The sequence below is a fragment of the Amycolatopsis sp. NPDC004747 genome (genome assembly GCF_053601335.1).
This window is the reverse complement of record NZ_JBSGBQ010000030.1, coordinates 82937-101141: the sequence shown is the minus strand read 5'-3', so window position 1 is coordinate 101141 and position 18205 is coordinate 82937. Positions and strand designations below refer to the sequence as shown.

Below are 18205 nucleotides of genomic sequence, written 5' to 3'. Positions count from 1 at the left end.
AGTAGGTGGCAGGCCCCGCCGGGTCAGCTCACGGTGACCCCGGTGTCGTCGACGGCGAACGACGTCTGCAGCGACTGGTCCTCCGTCCCGGCGAACTTCAGCGTGACCGTCTGGCCCGCGTAGGCGGACAGGTCGAGCGTCTTCTGGACGTACGCCGAGTTGCGGTCGAGGTTCGAGTACGTCGCCAGCGTCGCCGAGCCCGCGGACACGACGAGCTTGTCGTAGGCCACGTTCTCGGTCTCCGCCGTCCACACGCGCAGCCAGAACGTCAGGCTCGCCTTGCAGCCTGCCGGAATGGTGACGGACTGCGTCAGCGTGTCCGTGTGCGCCGAACCCCAGCCGCCGAGCCAGGAGTCGTAGCTGCCCGAGCGCGCCGGCGCCTGGCTGCCCCACTGACCGATGGTCGTGTTCGGGTCGGTCCAGGAGGCCTGCCCGGACTCGAAGCCCGGGTTCTGCACCAGCTGGCCGCTGCACCCGCCCGGGGGAGTCGTGGTGGGCGGCGTCGTGGTCGTGGTCGGCGGCGTTCCGCTGCACGTCGGGTCACCGGACTGCGCCGGGACGCTCACCGCGTTCCACGCCGCCTTCACGGCGTCGAACTCGGCGCAGCTGTCCGGGTACAGGTTCTTCGCGGCCTGCAGCGTCCACGTCCGGTACCGCAGGTACGAACTGCCCGACGTCTTCAGCTGCACCGCGCCGTGCATGATGTTGATCGCCTTGCGGATGCCGATGCCGGAGAGCGTGCTGCCGTTGCACGTCGAGCTGGCCGGCTGCCCGTTCGTCGGGTTGCTGCCCTCGGCGAGCAGGTAGAACCAGTGGTCGCCGGGCCCGGCCGCCTTGTGCACCTCGGCGTTCGGCGTCGAGCTGGAGTAGCAGCTGGGGTCGCCGACCTTCGACGGGTCGTACATGTACCGGATCGCGCCCGTGCCGACCAGGTTGACCTCCTCGCCGATCGCGTAGTCCGGCGGGTCGTACTGGGACGGCTCGTTCGCGTAGAACTCCGTCGCCGTGCCGAAGGTGTCCGCGATGAACTCCTGCGTGCCACCGCCGGAGAAGCCGCCGGAGCCGGAGTAGTCGTCGATGCCGTGGCCCATCTCGTGGCCGAGGATGTCCAGCGAGCCGACCCATTCGCCGCTCGGGTTGTGGCCGAGGTTCACGTACGCCGGGCGCGAGTTGTAGTAGTAGGCGTTCTCGTCGTCGAGCCCGACGCGGATCTTCCACGCGCCGCCGTTGCCGGTGAAGCCGTTGCGGCCCACCCATTCCGAGAGCATCTTCTTCTCGGTCTGCGCGACGAACAACGCGTCCGCGCAGCCGGTTTCGATGTTCGTGCCGGTGCCGTTGCCCCAGCTGTCGTCCGGTCCGGTGAGGACGGAGTCGCTGCTGTAGTTGCGGCAGTCGAGGTTCGGCGTGTTCGGGTCGGCCATCGAGTACGTGCTGCCGGACTTCGTCGTGTTCAGCGGCAGCGACGGGCCGTTCCACTTGCCGGTGCCGGTCCCCGCGGCGAGGTGCTGGACGGTCCGCAGGACGCGCCCGTCCACGGCGTCGACGTAGACGCTCAAGCTGCTCGGCTCGCCGTGTTCGTCGGTGCCCTCGACGTTGCTCTCGTAGGCGAGCCGCCCGGCTCCGTCGGCGACCACGACGAGCTGCCCGCCCGGCAGGCTCTTCGGCTCGCGGAGCTGCTTGCGGGCCACGGCTTCGGCCTGCGCGGCGGTGAGCTTCGCGCCGTGGACGTCGAGGTCCCCGAGCGCCTGCTGCTGCGCGACGGACGTGGTCTTCACCGTGCCGGCGGCGTCGGTGGCGATGACCAGGTCGCCGCCGATCACCGGCAGCCCGTCGTAGGTGCGGTCGTAGACCACGTACGACAGCCCGGCGGCCGACCGGACGTCCCGCTGGACGAACTTGTCGTGCTTGCCGGCGTGCAGGGCGGCGGGGCGGGCGGCGACCAGGCCGGCGGCGGCGCCGGTGGCGTTGGCCTGTGCCTGCGCGGCGGACGGCGGTGGCACGGGGGCGGGCTGCGCGGGCGCGGCGACGGCGATACCGACCACCACCATGCCCGCCGCCGTCGCGCCGCCGAGCGCGGCGAACCGTTGGGGCAATCTCATGACGCTCCTTGGGAAAACGCGAAGGGGAAAGGGAGAACCCGATCGACGCTAACCGCGGGAGGAGACCGTCAGAAGATTCATCACAGCGCCGGAATTTCACACTGCGGCACTGTGAAACCGTGAAAAGCCTCGTGAGTGGTAAGGCTTGTGCTAACCCGCCTTACCACTCACGAGGGTGGTGAAGCGGATGCCCGCCTTGGTTAGCCGGTCCACGAGCGCGCCGCCCATCGCGGTCGCCGTGGTCACCTGGCCCGCCGTTTCCGGCAGTTCGTCGGTCGCCAGGCACAACGCCGACTCCGCGAGCATCTTCGCCGTCTCGTCGTAGCCCGGGTCGCCGCCGGACACCTCCGTCACCACCCGCGAGCCGCCGCCTTCGCCGACGAACCGCACCGAAAACCACGACCTCGCCCGCCGCGAAGGGCTCGGTCCGTTGCCCGGCGCCAGCAGCCGGGACAGCGCCCGCCGGGCCGGGGGGACCTGCGCCGCGGCGAGCAGGGCGCCCGCTCCGGCCACGCCGCCGGCCAGCACCGGCAGGTGCTTCACCGCGGCGAAGTGCCGGTAGGTGAAGTCCGGCCCGTAGCGCTCGGACGCCGCCGCCGAGCGGCGGACCACCTCGGGGTCGATCGTCGGCAGCGGGACCGCCCACCAGCCCGGCCCGGCGACCCGGTGCGGGCGCCCGAGCGGGGCGCGCGCGAACCGCCCGGCCGGCCGCGGCTCGGCCGCCGCCCGCTCGCGCGCCGCCCGGGCCCCGGCAGGCAGGCGTGACATGATGGTCAGCGCGCTGAGGAACGTGCCGCCCGACGGCATCCCGCCGGCCCGGACGTAGCCGTCGACCTTCAGCGGCACGCCTTCGGGCAGCTGCTGAACGGTGAACCACGCCCCGAGGTCGTGCGGGATCGAGTCGAACCCGCACGCGTGCACCAGCCGCGCGCCGGTCTCGCAGGCGCGCCGGTCGTGCGCCAGGTACATCCGGTCGACGAACTCGGCTTCGCCGGTCAGGTCGACGTAGTCGGTGCCCGCTTCGGCGCAGGCGGCCACCAGCGGCTCGCCGTGCGCCAGGTACGGGCCGACGGTCGTGATCACCACTTTCGCGGCCTCGGCCACGGCCCGCAGGGACGCCGGATCGCCGGAGTCGGCGACGAGCACGTCGAGCGCGCCGAACCGGTCGTCGATCTCGGTGAGCAGCGCCCGGACGGCCTCGAGCTTGCCGCGGTTGCGCCCGGCCAGCGCCCAGCGCAGGTCCGACGGCGCGTGCCGGGCCAGGTACTCGGCGGTCAGCCCGCCGGTGAACCCGGTGGCGCCGAACAGGACCACGTCGTACGCGCGCATGTCTGCTCCTTCGGTGGGCGGCCGGCGCGCTCAGGTTACCCGCCGGTCACATCCTGGCGCCGGGTGAACCACCGGCGGGTACAGTGCCCCCTCGAACGCGAGGAGGCAACCGTGACCGAACGCTTCGGCAGCTACCAGAACGAGATCTACCTGCAGGGACTCGGTGGTCAGCTGCCGCCGTGCTCGACCGACGCGACGAAGCTCGAAGCGTCGGCGCGCGAGGTCTTGGCGCCCGGGCCGTTCTCCTACGTCGCGGGCGCGGCCGGCTCCGGCGCGACCGCCCGCGCCAACCGCGAGGCGTTCGACCGCTGGCGGGTCGTGCCCCGGATGCTGACCGGCGCCACCGACCGCGACCTGGCCACGACCGTGCTCGGCAGCAGGCTGCCCGCGCCGGTGGCCGTCGCGCCGGTCGGCGTCCAGTCGATCGTGCACCCGGACGCGGAGTCCGCGACCGCCCGCGCGGCCGCCTCGCTCGGGCTGCCGTTCATCCTGTCCACGGCGTCGTCGACCGGCATCGAGGACGTCGCCGCGGCCAACGGCGACGGCCCGCGCTGGTTCCAGCTGTACTGGCCCGGCGACGCGGACGTCTGCGCGAGCCTGCTGACCCGGGCGAAGAAGGCCGGCTACACCGCGCTGGTCGTCACCCTCGACACCTGGACGCTGGCCTGGCGACCGTCCGATCTGGACCAGGCGTACCTGCCGTTCCTCAAGGGCGAGGGCTGCGCCGTGCCGTTCACCGACCCGGTGTTCCGCGGCCTGCTGGAGAAGACGCCGGAAGACGACCCGAACATGGCGATCCTGCGGTGGATCGGCATGCTCACCGGCACCGACCGCACGTGGGACCAGCTGCCGTTCCTGCGCGAGCACTGGGACGGCCCGATCGTGCTCAAGGGCATCCAGCACGTCGGCGACGCGCGCCGCGCGGCGGAGGCGGGCATGGACGGCATCGTGGTCTCGAACCACGGCGGCCGCCAGGTCGACGGCGCGATCGGCGCGCTGGAAGCCCTCCCCGGCATCGTCGCGGCGGTCGGCGACCGGATGGAGGTGCTGTTCGACTCGGGCATCCGCACCGGCGCCGACGTCCTCAAGGCGCTCGCGCTGGGGGCCAGGGCGGTGCTGGTCGGCCGCCCGTGGGTGTACGGCCTGGCCCACGCGGGCGAGGACGGCGTGCGCCACGTCCTGCGGAGCCTGCTGGCGGACTTCGACCTGACGATGGGCCTGTCCGGCCACCGCACGCTCGCCGACCTGGGCCCGGACTCGCTGCAGCGGACGTGAGGTAACGAATCGGGAATTCCGGCGACAGGGTGATCCGCGGCGGCTACGGTTCTGCTTCGCCACGGCCGCTCGGGGACGGACCGATGGTTCCACCAGTCCTTTCACGAGGGGTTTTCCCATGTCTTCGATCATGATGCGGATCGGCGTGCTGTGCGCCGTGCTCGGCTTCGGCACCATCGTCCTCGAGCAGTTCGACTACGAGTTCCGGATCCTGTCCTGGGCCAGCGACATGCAGCCGGTCTTCGGCATCGTCCTCGGCGTGGCCGGGCTCGCGCTGATCGGCGGCTCGGTGGCGCTGAGCCGCGCCAAGGCCGTGCCGCAGCAGGCGCCGGTCCAGCAGGCCCAGCCGCCGCAGCAGCCCGGTCAGCCCGGCTGAGGCTGAGCCCAAGCGCCCCAAGGCGGCCTTGGGTGCGTCTGACGCACCGAAGGCCGCATTGGGGCGCTTTGGGCCGGGCCGAGGGTGTGGCCGGTCACGTAGCCGGGATATTCGGAGGCCCGGTTCGTCACGCACGGCTATCCTTGGACCGAGAATGTCCGAGCCATCCCCCTTCACCGCGCTGCGAGCGCGCCTGCCCGAGCTGATGCCGCGCGACGAGCAGCGGCTTCGCCGGCGGCTCGAAGGCGCCCGCAAAGCCCGCAACCGCGACTCCGTGCTCGCGCAGATCGCCGCCGACATCGACAAGGCCGAGCTGCGCGTCCAGTCGCGGCGCGAGAGCGTGCCCAAGATCGAGTACCCCGAGCAGCTGCCGGTCAGCAAGCTCAAGGACGAGATCGCCGCCGCCATCGACAAGCACCAGGTCGTGATCGTCGCGGGGGAGACCGGCTCCGGCAAGACCACCCAGCTGCCGAAGATCTGCCTCGAGCTCGGGCGCGGCATCCGCGGCCAGATCGGGCACACCCAGCCGCGGCGGCTGGCCGCGCGCACGGTCGCCGACCGGATCGCGAGCGAGCTGAAGACCGAGCTCGGCGACGCCGTCGGCTACAAGGTCCGGTTCACCGACCAGTCCGGGCAGGACACCCTGGTCAAGCTGATGACCGACGGCATCCTGCTGGCCGAGATCCAGACCGACCGGTCGCTGCGCCAGTACGACACGCTGATCATCGACGAGGCCCACGAGCGCAGCCTCAACATCGACTTCATCCTCGGCTACCTCAAGCAGCTGCTGCCCCGCCGTCCCGACCTCAAGGTCATCATCACCTCGGCGACCATCGACCCGGAGCGGTTCTCGAAGCACTTCGACGACGCGCCGATCGTCGAGGTCTCCGGCCGGACGTACCCGGTCGAGGTGCGCTACCGGCCGTTGGTCGACCCGGACGACCCCTCGGAAGACGCCGACGAGCGGGACCAGACGCAGGGCATCCTCGACGCCGTCGAGGAGCTGTGCGCCGAAGGCCCCGGCGACATCCTGGTGTTCCTCTCCGGCGAACGCGAAATCCGCGACACCGCGGACGTGCTGAACCGGGCGAACCTCCGCAACACCGAGGTCCTGCCGCTGTACGCGCGGCTGTCCTCGGCCGAGCAGCAGCGCATCTTCCAGTCCCACACCGGGCGGCGGGTGGTGCTCGCGACGAACGTCGCCGAGACGTCGCTGACCGTGCCGGGCATCAAGTACGTCGTCGACCCGGGCACCGCGCGGATCTCCCGCTACAGCCACCGCACCAAGGTGCAGCGGCTGCCGATCGAGCCGGTGTCGCAGGCGTCGGCGAACCAGCGCAAGGGCCGCTGCGGCCGGACGTCCGACGGCATCTGCATCCGGCTCTATTCCGAAGAGGACTTCGAGAGCCGGCCCGAGTTCACCGATCCGGAGATCCTGCGGACCAACCTGGCCTCGGTCATCCTGCAGATGACGTCGCTGGGGCTCGGCGACATCGCCGCGTTCCCGTTCGTCGAGCCGCCGGACCGCCGCCAGGTCAGCGACGGCATCGGCCTGCTGCAGGAGCTGGGCGCGTTCTCCTCGACGAGTTCCGACCGCAGCCTCACCGACATCGGCCGCAAGCTCGCGCAGCTGCCGGTCGACCCGCGGATGGGCCGGATGGTCCTGGAGGCCGCTCGCAACGGCTGTGTCCGCGAAGTGATGATCATCGCGGCCGCACTGTCCATCCAGGACCCGCGGGAGCGGCCGGCCGAGAAGCAGCAGGCGGCGGACGCCCAGCACGCGCGGTTCGCCGACCCGACGTCGGACTTCCTGGCCTACCTGAACCTCTGGGAGTACGTCGCCGAGCAGCAGAAGGCGTTGTCCGGCAACCAGTTCCGGCGCATGTGCCGCACCGAGTACCTGAACTACCTGCGCCTGCGCGAGTGGCAGGACATCTTCAGCCAGCTGCGCCAGCTGGCCAAGCCGCTCGGCATCTCCCTGAACACGAACACGGCCCCGGTCGACCCGCAGCGCGTGCACACGTCGCTGATCGCCGGCCTGCTTTCGCACATCGGGCTCAAGGATCCGGCGAAGGGCGACTACCTGGGTGCGCGCGGTGCCCGCTTCGGCGTCTTCCCGGGGTCGGCGCTGTTCAAGAAGCAGCCGCGCTGGGTGATGTCGGCGGAGCTGGTCGAGACGTCGAGGCTGTGGGCGCGGGTCAACGCGCGCATCGAGCCGGAATGGGTCGAGCCGCTGGCCCAGCACGTCGTGAAGCGGTCGTATTCCGAGCCGCACTGGGAACGCAAGCAGGGCGCGGTGATCGCGACCGAGAAGGTGACGCTGTACGGCGTCCCGCTGATCGCCGACCGCCGCGTCAACTACGGCCGGATCGACCCGGAGATGTCGCGGGCGCTGTTCATCCGGCACGCGCTGGTCGAGGGCGACTGGCAGACGCGCCATCACTTCTTCGCCGAAAACCGGGCGCTGCTCGAGGAGGTCGAGGACCTCGAGAACCGCGCCCGGCGGCGCGACATCCTGGTCGACGACCAGACGCTGTACGAGTTCTACGACGCGCGCGTCCCGGCGGACGTCGTCTCGGTGCGCCACTTCGACAGCTGGTGGAAGAAGGCGCGGCACGAGGATCCCGATCAGCTGTCGTTCGAGAAGTCCATGCTCATCAACGAGTCGGCGGGCAGCGTCCGCGAGGGCGACTACCCGGACTCGTGGACGCAGGACGCGCAGGTCTTCAAGCTGACCTACCAGTTCGAGCCGGGCGCGGACGCCGACGGCGTCACCGTGCACGTCCCGCTGCCGGTGCTGAACCAGGTGACGCCGGACGGGTTCGACTGGCAGGTGCCGGGCCTGCGCGCGGAGCTGGTGACCCAGCTGATCAAGTCGCTGCCGAAGGCGTTGCGCCGCAACTTCGTCCCGGCGCCGGACACCGCGCGGGAAGTCCTTTCGCGAGTGTCGCCTGTGGACGGTCCGCTGCTGGAGGTGCTCGGCCGCGAGCTGCGGGCCTTGCGCGGCATCACGGTGCCGTACGCGGACTGGGACCTGTCTTCGGTGCCGGACCACCTGAAGATGACGTTCCGCGTGGTCGACGAGCGGGGTCGTCGGGTGGCCGAGGGCAAGGACGTTTCCGAGCTGCAGCGGCGGCTGGCGCCGAAGGTCCGGGAGACGATCTCCAAGGCGGCCAACAGCCTCGAGAAGGCGGGGCTGACGAAGCCGTCGTTCGGGTCGCTGCCGCACGTCTTCGAGTCGAAGCAGCGCGGCCACGACGTCAAGGCGTACCCGGCGCTGGTGGACGAAGGCGCGTCGGTGGCCGTGCGGCTGCTGGACACGCCGGAGCAGCAGCAGCACGCGATGTGGGCGGGCACGCGGCGGATGCTGCGGCTGAACCTGAACTCGCCGATGAAGTTCATCACCCGGTCGCTGTCCAACTCGTCGAAGCTGGTGCTGAACCGCAACCCGCACGGCAGTGTGGCCGCCCTGCTCGAGGACTGCGTCGACTGCGCGGTGGACGCCCTGATGGTGGCCGCCGGCGGCCCGGCGTTCGACGAGGCCGGCTTCCAGGTGCTGCTGTCGAAGGTGCGCGAGGGGCTGCACCCGGAAGTCCTGGCGGTGCTGACGGACGTGGAGAAGATCCTCCGGGCGGCGAACGACGTCGAGGTCCAGCTGTCGTCGGCCCGCGGCCCGGCGGACTCCCTGGCGGACATCCGCGCCCAGCTGGAGGCGCTGGTGTACCCGGGTTTCGTGACGGAGACGGGCGCATCGCGGCTGCGGCACGTAGTGCGTTATCTGCAGGGGATTTCCCGCAGGCTGGAGAAACTGGTTTCGGAGCCGACGCGCGACCTGCAACGGACGGCGGACATCGCGTGGATCCAGCGCGAGTACGCCGACGCGGTGGCGTCCCTGCCACCGGGCACGTCGTCCCCGGCGCTGACCGAGGTGCGGTGGATGATCGAGGAGCTGCGGGTTTCGTTCTTCGCCCAGACGTTGGGGACGGCGCACCCGGTGTCGTTGAAGCGGATCACGAAAGCGATCGACGACGCACTCGGCTAGAGGAACACCTGGGCGACTTCCAGCCACTTCCGCGCGTCTTCGCCGACCGCGGTGAGGCCGGTTTTCGGCGAGCGGACGACGATGGGTGACCCGGAGGCAGAAGCCGAGCGCGCTGCCCTGGATCCGCTGCGCGGCGCCGGCCGGGTCCCATGTCCAGGTTTCGCCGCCGGGGCCGGGCGGGTCCAGTCGGGCGCCGCCGAGACGAGGGCGTCGAGTTCCTCGCCTTCGGCCACCAGGTCGGGCCGCGCTTGGTCGCGCGGCACCGCGGACAGGTCCAAGCCGTAGTCGATCATTGTGTCAAATTACCGAAGAACCGGAATGTCCGGCTTCGAACTTCCGTCGGTTGACCGCGTTCGCCCGCCGGACAAGCCTGGGGCGGCTGGAGACCCTACCGGGAAAGGACTTTCCGATGTCCTTGGGTGTTTCGTCCGCCAGGCGAAGAATCGCCGTCGCCTGCACCGCGCTCCTCTTGCCGTTCGTCTTCGCGCCCGCCGCGCACGCGACCACCGGGGGCTCGCCGCTGCCGGTGAACCCGCACGCCGGCAAGCAGCGGCTCGCCGAAGAGGCCCGGCACGACGTGCCGAATCCGCTGCTCAAGGAGCAGTTCGCCGAGGAGGAAGAGGAGGACGGCGACGACCCCGCGCTGTCCGCGCTCTGCCAGACCTACATCGGCAAGCCCAACCCGTACCGGCCGCTCGCGCCGAACACCGACGTCATCGACGGGGACACCATCGTGCCGACCGGCAGCCAGACCGGCTGCAGCACGGCCCAGAACGAGACCACCATCGCCGTCAACCCGGAGAACCCGCGCAACATCGTCGCCGGGTCGAACGACTACCGGCTGTACAACACCCGCGAGGCCCGCAACGACTCCGGCGGCTTCGCCTACACGTCGTTCGACGGCGGCCGGACCTGGGCGAACGTCCAGCTGCCGCACCTGGACTACCCGACCGGAGCGGCCGCGCCACTGTCCTACATGGACGCCGCCGGTGACCCGGCGATCGCGTTCGGGCCGCACGGCACCGTGTACTACGCGACGCTGGTCTTCAGCCGTGCCGCGGTGCCCGACGACCAGCAGCTCGCCAGCGGCATCGCGGTGTCGGTGTCGCACGACGGCGGCCGCAGCTTCGGCGACCCGGCCATCCTGCACCTCGACGGCGTCACGCCGGCGGGCACGCCGACGCCGGCGAACATCTTCAACGACAAGGAGTGGATCGCCGCCGACCCGGTGACCGGCGACGTCTACGTGACCTGGACGCAGTTCACCTACGACTCCGCCGGCGCGTTCGTCGAGTCGCCGATCGTGCTGTCGAAGTCCCGCGATTTCGGCCGGACGTGGTCGCCGTTGCGGCGGATTTCGCCGTCGCTGACCGGGTTCCACGGCGGGATCACGCCGTTCGGCAGTGGCTCGAACCCGGTCGTCACCCGCGACGGGACGCTCCAGGTGGCGTACGAGACGTCGGTGTGCGCGACGGCGGCGTGCGACCAGCCGGCCGACCACGACGCGGTGGTCGTGGCGACGTCCCGTGACGGCGGCCGGACGTTCCGGCACACCGAAGTGGCGCTCGACTTCGACTTCCCGGTGGACGAAGACGTCGCCAACAACGCGCTGACCGGCGAGAACTTCCGCGTCAACAGCTTCCCGCAGCTGACGTACGACCGCGTCACGGACCACCTGTGGGTGACCTGGGCCGACGACCGCAACGGAACGTACCGCGACGGCGAGTCGGTGAAGACGAACGGCGACGCCTTCCTGAGCGGCTCCGACGGCCGGCACGGCTGGTCCACGCCGGTGAAGGTCGGCACGGGCGCCGACGAGGTGTTCCCGGCGGTCGCGGCGTTCGGCGGGCGGGTCGCGGTCACGTCGTACACGCGCGCGTACGACCCGAACGGCATCGGGCTGGACTACGCGTACGCAACCGGCTGGGGCGACGGCTTGTCCCCGCTGCGCAGGATCACCACGCAGACGGCGAACCCGCAGGTCCAGTTCGTCTCGACGGGAGCGGAGACGGGCAAGGAGCTGCAGGGCGTGTTCATCGGCGACTACACGGCCGCGGCGGTCGGCGCGGACTTCAAGCTGCACCCGGCGTGGACCGACTTCCGCGGCAACCCGGGCAAGACGTTGCCGAACCAGGACGTCGGGACCCAGTCCCTCCCGATGTTCCCGTAGCCCAACGGACGACACGCGTGCCTGGACGGACGACACGCGTACCTGGACGGACGACACGGCCCAGCCGGCCGGCTTGAGCCGTGTCGTCCACCTGGGTACGCGTGTCGTCTTTCCGGGTACGCGTGTCGTCCGGCGGGGTTCGGCTATTTGGCGTCGGCGTAGGTGTCGACCGCGGCGGTCTGCATCGGGAAGCGGACCGGGCAGGCCGGGCCGAACAGGAGGCGGGCCGCCTCGGAAACCGACTCCTCGATGGCCTGGGAAACAGCGGGGGCCAGGGCGGCCGGGGTGTGGACGATCACCTCGTCGTGCTGGAAGAACACCAGGTGGGCGGGTGACGGCAACCGGGTGCGCAGGGTTGCCAGCATCACCGCCGTCATGTCCGCCGCGCTGGCCTGGACCACGAAGTTGCGCGTGAACCGGCCCCAGCCGCGTGACGCCCGGCGGGCCTTCAGCTCTGCCGCTTCGTCGGAAGCCAGGCCGCCCGTCAACGCCCGCCAGGCCGCCGACGGCGCCGGGGACGTGCGGCCCAGCCGGGACCGGACCCGCTCGCCGCGCTCGCCCGCCTGCGCCGCACGCTCCACGTAGGACACCGCGTCCGGGAAGCGCTGCCGCAGCAACCCCAGCAGCGGCCCCGCCTCCCCGGACGTGCCCCCGTACATCGCCGACAGCATCGCGATCTTCGCCCGGGCCCTGTCATCGCGGTCGTCGTCGGCCGCCGGTACCCAGCGGGCGCCGGAGAACAGCGCCTCGCCCAGCCGGGCGTACAGGTCCGTCGCCGCCGCGACGTCGGCCAGCCGGCGGTCGCCCGACAACGCCGTGAGCACCCGCGGCTCCAGCTGGGCCGCATCGGCCACCACCAGCTTCCAGCCCGGGTCCGCGCGGACACACGTCCGCAGCACCTTCGGGATCTGCAGCGCCCCGCCGCCGCGGCTGGCCCACCGCCCGGACACCACCCCGCCGACGACGTAGTGCGGGCGGAAGCGGCCCTCGGCGACCCACTCTTCGAGCCACGCCCAGCCGTTCGCGGTGAACAGCCGCGACAGCTCCTTGTACTCCAGCAGCGGCCCGACGGCCGGGTGGTCGATGCCGCGCAGCAGGTACTTCCGCGCCGACGGCACCTCGATCCCCTCGCGCGCCAGCGCCCGGACCACGCTCGGCGGCGAGTCCGGGTTCACCGGCCGCCCGCCGAACGCCTCGCTGATCTTCGCCGCCAGCTCGACCAGCGCCTTCGGCCGCTGCCCGGCAGGCACCCGCGGGCCCAGCCGCGAAGCCAGCAGCTCCTCGTGCACGTCGGCGCGCCAGGGCAGCCCGTCGGCCGACATCTCGGCGGCGGCCAGCGCGCTCGCCGACTCCGCGGCCAGCAGCAGCCGCATCCGGTCCGGGTGCTCGGTCGCCGCCACCCGCCGCTGCTGCTCGGCGAGGACGCGCCGCACCGCCGTGACGACCGTCACGCCCTCGGGCAGTGTCGGCACCCTCGTCTCGAACAGGGTCGGCTGCGCCAGCTCGACGGCCGCCGAGTCCGGTGGCGGGTCTTCGCCGTTTGCCCTGGCCCAGGCCGCGCGCAGGCTTCGTGACTGCTCCTCGGCGCCCTCGTACGCCAGCAGCAGCCCCTCGGCCAGCTCGAGGTCGTAGCAGCGGCGCACCCGCAGCCCGGCCGCCATCAGCACCGGGTACGTCCGCTCGACCGACGGGAACACCCACCTCGGCGCCAGCGACGCCTCCAGCTCCCGTGCCAGCTCCGCGAAACCCGCCTCGTCCAGGCCATCCACCGTCGACGTCGACGTGTGCACGGTGAAGCTCCCGTCCTCCTCTCGCCCGGCGATCACCTGCACTGGGACATCATGCCGACCACCACCGACAGTTTCCGGGCTGGTGCGTTCGGCGCACGGTTGGTTTACTCTCCGGTAGCTCCCATACCGCCGGTACGCCAGCCGTCGGCGTGGGCTCTCTTCCCCGCAGCAACGGAGGTGCCTGGATGAGCCTGGTCGCGCTCGCCACCACGGTGGCGGACAAGGTGACCGACACGGTGCGCAGCGTCGACGTGATGCGGCGGGCGGGCCTCGTCCCCTTCCCGAGACTCGACGAGGGCGTGCGGTCGCTGGTCGCGCTGCGGAAGTTCGGCCCGTTCGCCGGCGCCAACCACATCTCCGCGCGCCGCGACCCGGCCGCCGTCGGCATCGTCGACGAGCTCGGCCCGCTCACCTACAAGCAGCTCGACGACCAGTCGAACGCGCTGGCCAGGGCCTGGTCCGAGCGCGGCATCCGGCCCGGCCAGGTGGTCGCCGCGCTCTGCCGCGACCACCGCGGCCTGGTCATCACGATGGCCGCGTCCGGCAAGCTCGGCGTCCGGCTGCTGCTGATGAACACCGGCTTCGCGAAGCCGCAGCTGGCCGACGTGGCCAAGCGCGAAGGCGTCACCGCGCTCGTCTACGACCAGGAGTTCACCGGCCTGCTCGACGCGATCCCCGACGGTGTCGACCGCTACCTCGCCTGGGTCGACCCGGGCTCCGACCTGACCGACCGGACCGTCCCGGTGCTCGACGAGATCATCGCCAGCACCGACGACCGGCCCTGGCCCGCGCCGGCCAAACCGGGCGGTTTCGTGCTGCTGACCAGCGGCACCACCGGCACGCCGAAGGGCGCGCCGCGGCCGCACACCTCCGCGCTGGCGTCGGCGCAGTTCCTCGACCGGATCCCGCTGCGTTCGAACGAGGCCACCTACATGGGCGCGCCGCTGTTCCACGGCACCGGCCTCTCGCAGTTCATCCTGTCCTTCGCGCTCGGCTCGAAGGTCGTGATGCGGCGCAAGTTCAACCCCGAAGAGGCGCTGCGCGGCGTCGCCGAGCACAAGTGCACCGCGCTGGTGCTGGTGCCGACCATGCTGCAGCGGATCGTCGACCTGCCGAAGGACGTCCGCGAGAAGTACGACACGTCGGCGCTGCGGATCATCTTCGTCGCCGGTTCGGCCCTTTCGCCGGACCTGGGCAACCGGGCGAACGAGGCGTTCGGCCCGGTCGTGCACAACCTCTACGGCTCGACCGAGGTCGCGGTGGCCACGGTCGCGACACCGGAGGACTGGGCGAAGGCGCCGGGCACGGTCGGCCGCGCGCCGGTCGGCTGCAAGGTGGCTCTGTACGACGAAAAGGGCCGGAAGATCACCGAGCCGAACGTGACCGGCCGGGTGTTCGTCGGCAGCGGGCTCAGCTTCGGCGGCTACACCGACGGACGGCACAAGGAGATCATCGACGGCCTGCTCTCCAGCGGCGACGTCGGCCACTTCGACGAAGACGGCCTGCTGTTCATCGACGGCCGCGACGACGAGATGATCGTCTCCGGCGGCGAGAACGTGTTCCCGATCGAGGTGGAGAACCTGCTGGTCGAGCGCGAAGACGTGATCGAGGCGGCGGTGATCGGCGTCGAGGACCCGGAGTTCGGGCAGCGGCTGAAGGCGTTCGTGGTGCGGGCCGAAGGCGCGAAGCTGGACGCCGACGAGATCCGCGACTACGTCAAGGCGAACCTGGCCCGCTACAAGGTGCCGCGGGACGTCGAATTCCTGGACGAGCTGCCCCGCAACGCCACCGGAAAGGTGCTCCGGACCAAGCTTTCATGAGCCACGCTGGACGTTGACGATCCGCCAAAGTCCCTCGCGGCGCTCGGCGACCACCGTGCAGGCGACGCCGTCGCGGTGCCCGGTCGCGACGCCGACGGCGGCGGTCACCTCCAGCCGGGTCCACCGGAACGCCGCTGCCGGTGCCCGGCCGGGCCAGTGGTCGCGGTCGAGCACCCGCCCGTCGGGGCCGTCACCGCGGAAGTCGGCGGCCAGCAACGACGCAGCGCCGTCGCCACGGGTTTCGGCGTCGCGCCAGCGAGCCAGCAGCTCTTCGAACGTGTCCACGAGGTCGAAGGTCGCAGGCGGCGGTGGCGCGGACATCTGCCACCTGGCCGAGATTCGCTGGCAGACTGGCCGGGCGATGAGCGAGACGAACCTCGTGCCCGCGGGCACGGTAACCATCCTGTGCGCCGGTGACGAACCCCCGGCTGTCTTCGCGACGCCCGAAGAGGCGCTGGCGACCCTGACCGGCGGACCAGCCGCGGTCCACACCGGCGAAGTGCTGCTCCGCGAAGACGGCACCCCCACCGGTCCCGCCGTCCGGCGCTGCCGGCACCTGCGCGAGCTGGCCGACGGCCGCACGCTCGTCTCCGCGCGCGCCGCCGCCGAACTGCCGGGCGAGCCGCTGCACGACCTCGGCGTCCACCGGCTGCCCGATCTCACCGGCCCCGAGCGGATCTTCCAGCTCGGCGGCCAACCCGCCCCGCTGCGCTCGCTCGACACGACCCCGAACAACCTCCCCGTGCAGCTGACCGGCTTCGTCGGCCGCGGAACCGAAGCCGCCGAGCTCGAGCGGCGGCTTGCCGGGGGACAGCTCGTCACGCTGGCCGGGCCCGGCGGCAGTGGCAAGACCCGGCTGGCGGCGCAGGTCGCCGCCGCCGCGGCCGGGCGATGGCCCGACGGCGTGTGGTGGGTGGAACTCGACCCCGCGCCCGCCGAAGCCGCCGAACTGGTCGCCGCGACCCTCGGGGTGCCGGTCGAGCCGCACGTCGGCGCCGTCCGGTCGCTGGTGACCCACCTGCGCGACCGGCGCGTCCTGCTCTGCCTCGACAACTGCGAGCACGTCCTCGACGGCGCCGCCGCGGTCGCGGTCGAGCTGCTGCGGTCCTGCCCCGAGGTCGCGGTGCTGACGACCAGCCGGGAGCCGCTCGGCGTGCCGGGGGAGACGGTGTGGCGGGTGCCGCCGCTGGGCGTCGAGGACGCCGTCGCGCTGTTCGTCGAGCGCGCGGGCGCGGTCCGGCCGCTGTTCACCCTGGACGCCTCGAGCGCGGCCGCCGTCCGGTCGATCTGCACCCGGCTCGACGGCATCCCGCTGGCCGTCGAACTGGCCGCGGCGTGGCTCGGAACCCTGACCCCGCACCAGATCGACGCCGGCCTCGGGGACCGGTTCGCGCTGCTGACCCGCGGTCCGCGCGGCGTGCCGGAGCGCCAGCGGACCCTCGAAGGCTCGATCGCGTGGAGCCACGACCAGCTCGACCGGGAAGACCGCGCGGTGTTCCGGCGGCTCGCGGTGTTCGCCGGCGGCTTCACCCTGGACGCGGCGGGCGGCGCGGCCGTGCTGCCCGCGCTCGGCAGGCTCGTCGACAAGTCCCTGGTCCTGGCCGAAGACGGCCGCTACCGGCTGCTGGAGACGCTCCGCGAGTACGCGGCCGCCCGGCTGGCCGAGGCGGGGGAGACCGACGCCGTCCGGGACCGCCACCTCGACCACTACCTGGCCTTGGCCGAGGCCGCCGAACCCGACCTCGACCGCGACAAGGACGCCTGGCGGGCCCGGGTCGAGCCCGAGCGCGACAACCTGCGCGCGGCCCTGGAATGGGGGCTGGCGCAGGAAGATCCGGCCCGGGGCCGTCGGCTCGCCGCCGCCGTCGCGTGGCTGTGGAACTCCCACGGCCGCGGCCACGAAGGCCTGGCGTACCTCAAGCGCGCGGTGGCCCGCCGCCCGGACGACCGGACGCGGCTGCAGGCCCGGCTGCTGACCGGGATGGGCCTGGTCGCGGACACGACGGCGCCGTTCGACGTCGAAGCCGCGCGGCAGGGCCTGGAGCTCGCCACCGAGCTGGGCGAAGCGGGCCTGCGCGCGCGATGCCTCACCTTGACCGCCCTCGGCCACCTGTACACAGACCTGGACACCGCGTGGGACCTCGCCGTCGAAGCCGGAACGGAAGCCGACGGCTTCGCGCGGGACAGCGCGTTGATGCTGCGCGGAATCATCCGGACCGCCCGCGACCGCCACGACGAAGCGGCGCCGCTGCTCGCCGAAGCGGCCGAAGGACTCCTTCGCCGCGGCGACCGAGGGCTCGCCTCGACCGTCCTCAGTGTGCAGTCGGCGAGCGCGCTGGCCGCGGCGGACCTGCGGCGGGCGCGTGAACTCGCTTCGCAGGCCGTCGAAGTCGCCGCGCCGCTGCGGGACTTCCACCGCGTGAACACGACGTTGTGCCGCCTGGCGCTGGTGCACTGCGCGGCGGGGGACGTCGACGCGGGGTTCCGCGTGATGGAACCGTTCCTGAGGCTGGTCGAGACGGCCGGTGACGTCTTCGTCCCGGGCATGGCCGGCGTGCTGGGCGAGCTGCACTGGCGGCGAGGCGACTTCGAAACCGCGTTGCGCTGGTTCGAGCGCGAAAGCGTGCCCGGCACGTACATGGCCGCGCAGGGCCTGCCCGAACGCGGCGCTCTCCTGCGCGCGCTGGGCCGTCCCGAGGAGGCCGCGGCGGTGCTGGCCACCGCCGTCGAGCTCACTCGCCGCTGGTCGCAGCCGTCGTCACTGGCGGACGCCCTGGACGAGCAGGGGTACCTGGCGGAGCCGGCCGAGGCGGCCGAGCTGCACCACGAGGCGCTGACCCTGCGCCTCGACCACGGCCTCCGGCTGGGTGTCTTGTCCAGCTTGGACGCGTTGACTTCGCTGCTCGCCCGCTCCGGCCGTGCCGGGGACGCCGGTCGCGTGCTGGTGTCGGCGTCGCAGGCCCGGGCCTCGCTGGGGGTGCCGCGCCGCCCGTTCGCGCAGGCGGAGCTGGACGCGCTCGGCCTGGCGACCGCCGAGCCGCCGATGGGCCTCGACGACGTGGTGGCGTTCGTGCGCCGCACCCGCGGCAGTCGCGGTCGCCCGTCGAGCGGCTGGGGCAGCCTGACCCCGACCGAACTGGAGGTGGTCAAGCTGGCGGCGGAGGGCTGCACGAACCCGGAGATCGGCACCCGGCTGTTCATGAGCCGCGGCACGGTGAAGACGCACCTGGCGCACGTGTACGCGAAGCTCGACATCGCGAACCGCACGGAACTGGCGACGCTGGCGGCGGCCCGCCTCGGCTGA

At 72.1% G+C, this 18205-nt stretch carries 11 protein-coding genes; 6 read left to right on the top strand and 5 right to left on the bottom strand.

The window, feature by feature from the left end; genetic code table 11:
• Positions 1 to 23: 23 nt before the first annotated feature.
• Together ACWEGE_RS36325 and ACWEGE_RS36320 are read right to left on the bottom strand one after the other, a co-directional pair.
• Positions 24 to 2099 (bottom strand): M4 family metallopeptidase, encoded by a 2076-nt coding sequence (locus ACWEGE_RS36325; RefSeq protein ID WP_449665010.1) that lies wholly within the window; start codon positions 2097 to 2099, stop codon positions 24 to 26.
• A 150-nt stretch (positions 2100 to 2249) separates the two neighbouring features.
• Entirely contained in the window at positions 2250 to 3428 is a 1179-nt protein-coding gene (locus ACWEGE_RS36320) for a saccharopine dehydrogenase family protein (RefSeq protein WP_449665009.1), read from the bottom strand.
• Positions 3429 to 3539: 111 nt separating this feature from the next.
• On the opposite strand from ACWEGE_RS36320, the gene ACWEGE_RS36315 reads away from it, so the two are divergent.
• The 3 genes from ACWEGE_RS36315 to hrpA all read left to right on the top strand — a co-directional run bounded on the left by ACWEGE_RS36315 (position 3540) and on the right by hrpA (position 9121).
• Positions 3540 to 4703, top strand: coding sequence for a lactate 2-monooxygenase (locus tag ACWEGE_RS36315; protein WP_449665008.1), 1164 nt, complete (start codon positions 3540 to 3542; stop codon positions 4701 to 4703).
• A gap of 118 nt (positions 4704 to 4821) precedes the next feature.
• Entirely contained in the window at positions 4822 to 5079 is a 258-nt protein-coding gene (locus ACWEGE_RS36310; RefSeq protein ID WP_449665007.1) for a hypothetical protein, read from the top strand.
• 154 nt (positions 5080 to 5233) lie between these two features.
• A complete protein-coding gene (hrpA, locus tag ACWEGE_RS36305; protein WP_449665006.1) occupies positions 5234 to 9121 on the top strand; it encodes an ATP-dependent RNA helicase HrpA in 3888 nt (1295 codons plus the stop codon).
• On the opposite strand, the gene ACWEGE_RS36300 is transcribed toward hrpA, so the two are convergent.
• The gene (locus ACWEGE_RS36300) at positions 9118 to 9414 is read right to left on the bottom strand and encodes a hypothetical protein (RefSeq protein ID WP_449665005.1); all 297 of its coding nucleotides are present in this window, start codon (positions 9412 to 9414) and stop codon (positions 9118 to 9120) included. The genes hrpA and ACWEGE_RS36300 overlap by 4 nt on opposite strands.
• Positions 9415 to 9530: 116 nt before the next feature.
• Here ACWEGE_RS36300 and ACWEGE_RS36295 point away from each other — a divergent pair, with 116 nt between their 5' ends.
• Positions 9531 to 11291: a sialidase family protein gene (locus ACWEGE_RS36295; protein ID WP_449665004.1), complete on the top strand. Its 1761-nt coding sequence runs from the start codon at positions 9531 to 9533 to the stop codon at positions 11289 to 11291.
• A 143-nt stretch (positions 11292 to 11434) separates the two neighbouring features.
• Here the strand turns inward: ACWEGE_RS36295 and ACWEGE_RS36290 are convergent, their stop codons facing one another.
• Positions 11435 to 13123, bottom strand: coding sequence for a bifunctional 3'-5' exonuclease/DNA polymerase (locus tag ACWEGE_RS36290; protein WP_449665003.1), 1689 nt, complete (start codon positions 13121 to 13123; stop codon positions 11435 to 11437).
• 143 nt (positions 13124 to 13266) lie between these two features.
• On the opposite strand from ACWEGE_RS36290, the gene ACWEGE_RS36285 reads away from it, so the two are divergent.
• A complete protein-coding gene (locus ACWEGE_RS36285) occupies positions 13267 to 14901 on the top strand; it encodes an acyl-CoA synthetase (RefSeq protein ID WP_449665002.1) in 1635 nt (544 codons plus the stop codon).
• Here ACWEGE_RS36285 and ACWEGE_RS36280 read toward each other — a convergent pair.
• A complete protein-coding gene (locus tag ACWEGE_RS36280) occupies positions 14896 to 15186 on the bottom strand; it encodes a nuclear transport factor 2 family protein (protein WP_449665001.1) in 291 nt (96 codons plus the stop codon). The two genes, ACWEGE_RS36285 and ACWEGE_RS36280, sit on opposite strands and share 6 nt — an antisense overlap.
• Before the next feature lie 76 nt (positions 15187 to 15262).
• Here ACWEGE_RS36280 and ACWEGE_RS36275 point away from each other — a divergent pair, with 76 nt between their 5' ends.
• Positions 15263 to 18205, top strand: a complete 2943-nt coding sequence (locus ACWEGE_RS36275; RefSeq protein ID WP_449665000.1) for a helix-turn-helix transcriptional regulator — start codon at positions 15263 to 15265, stop codon at positions 18203 to 18205.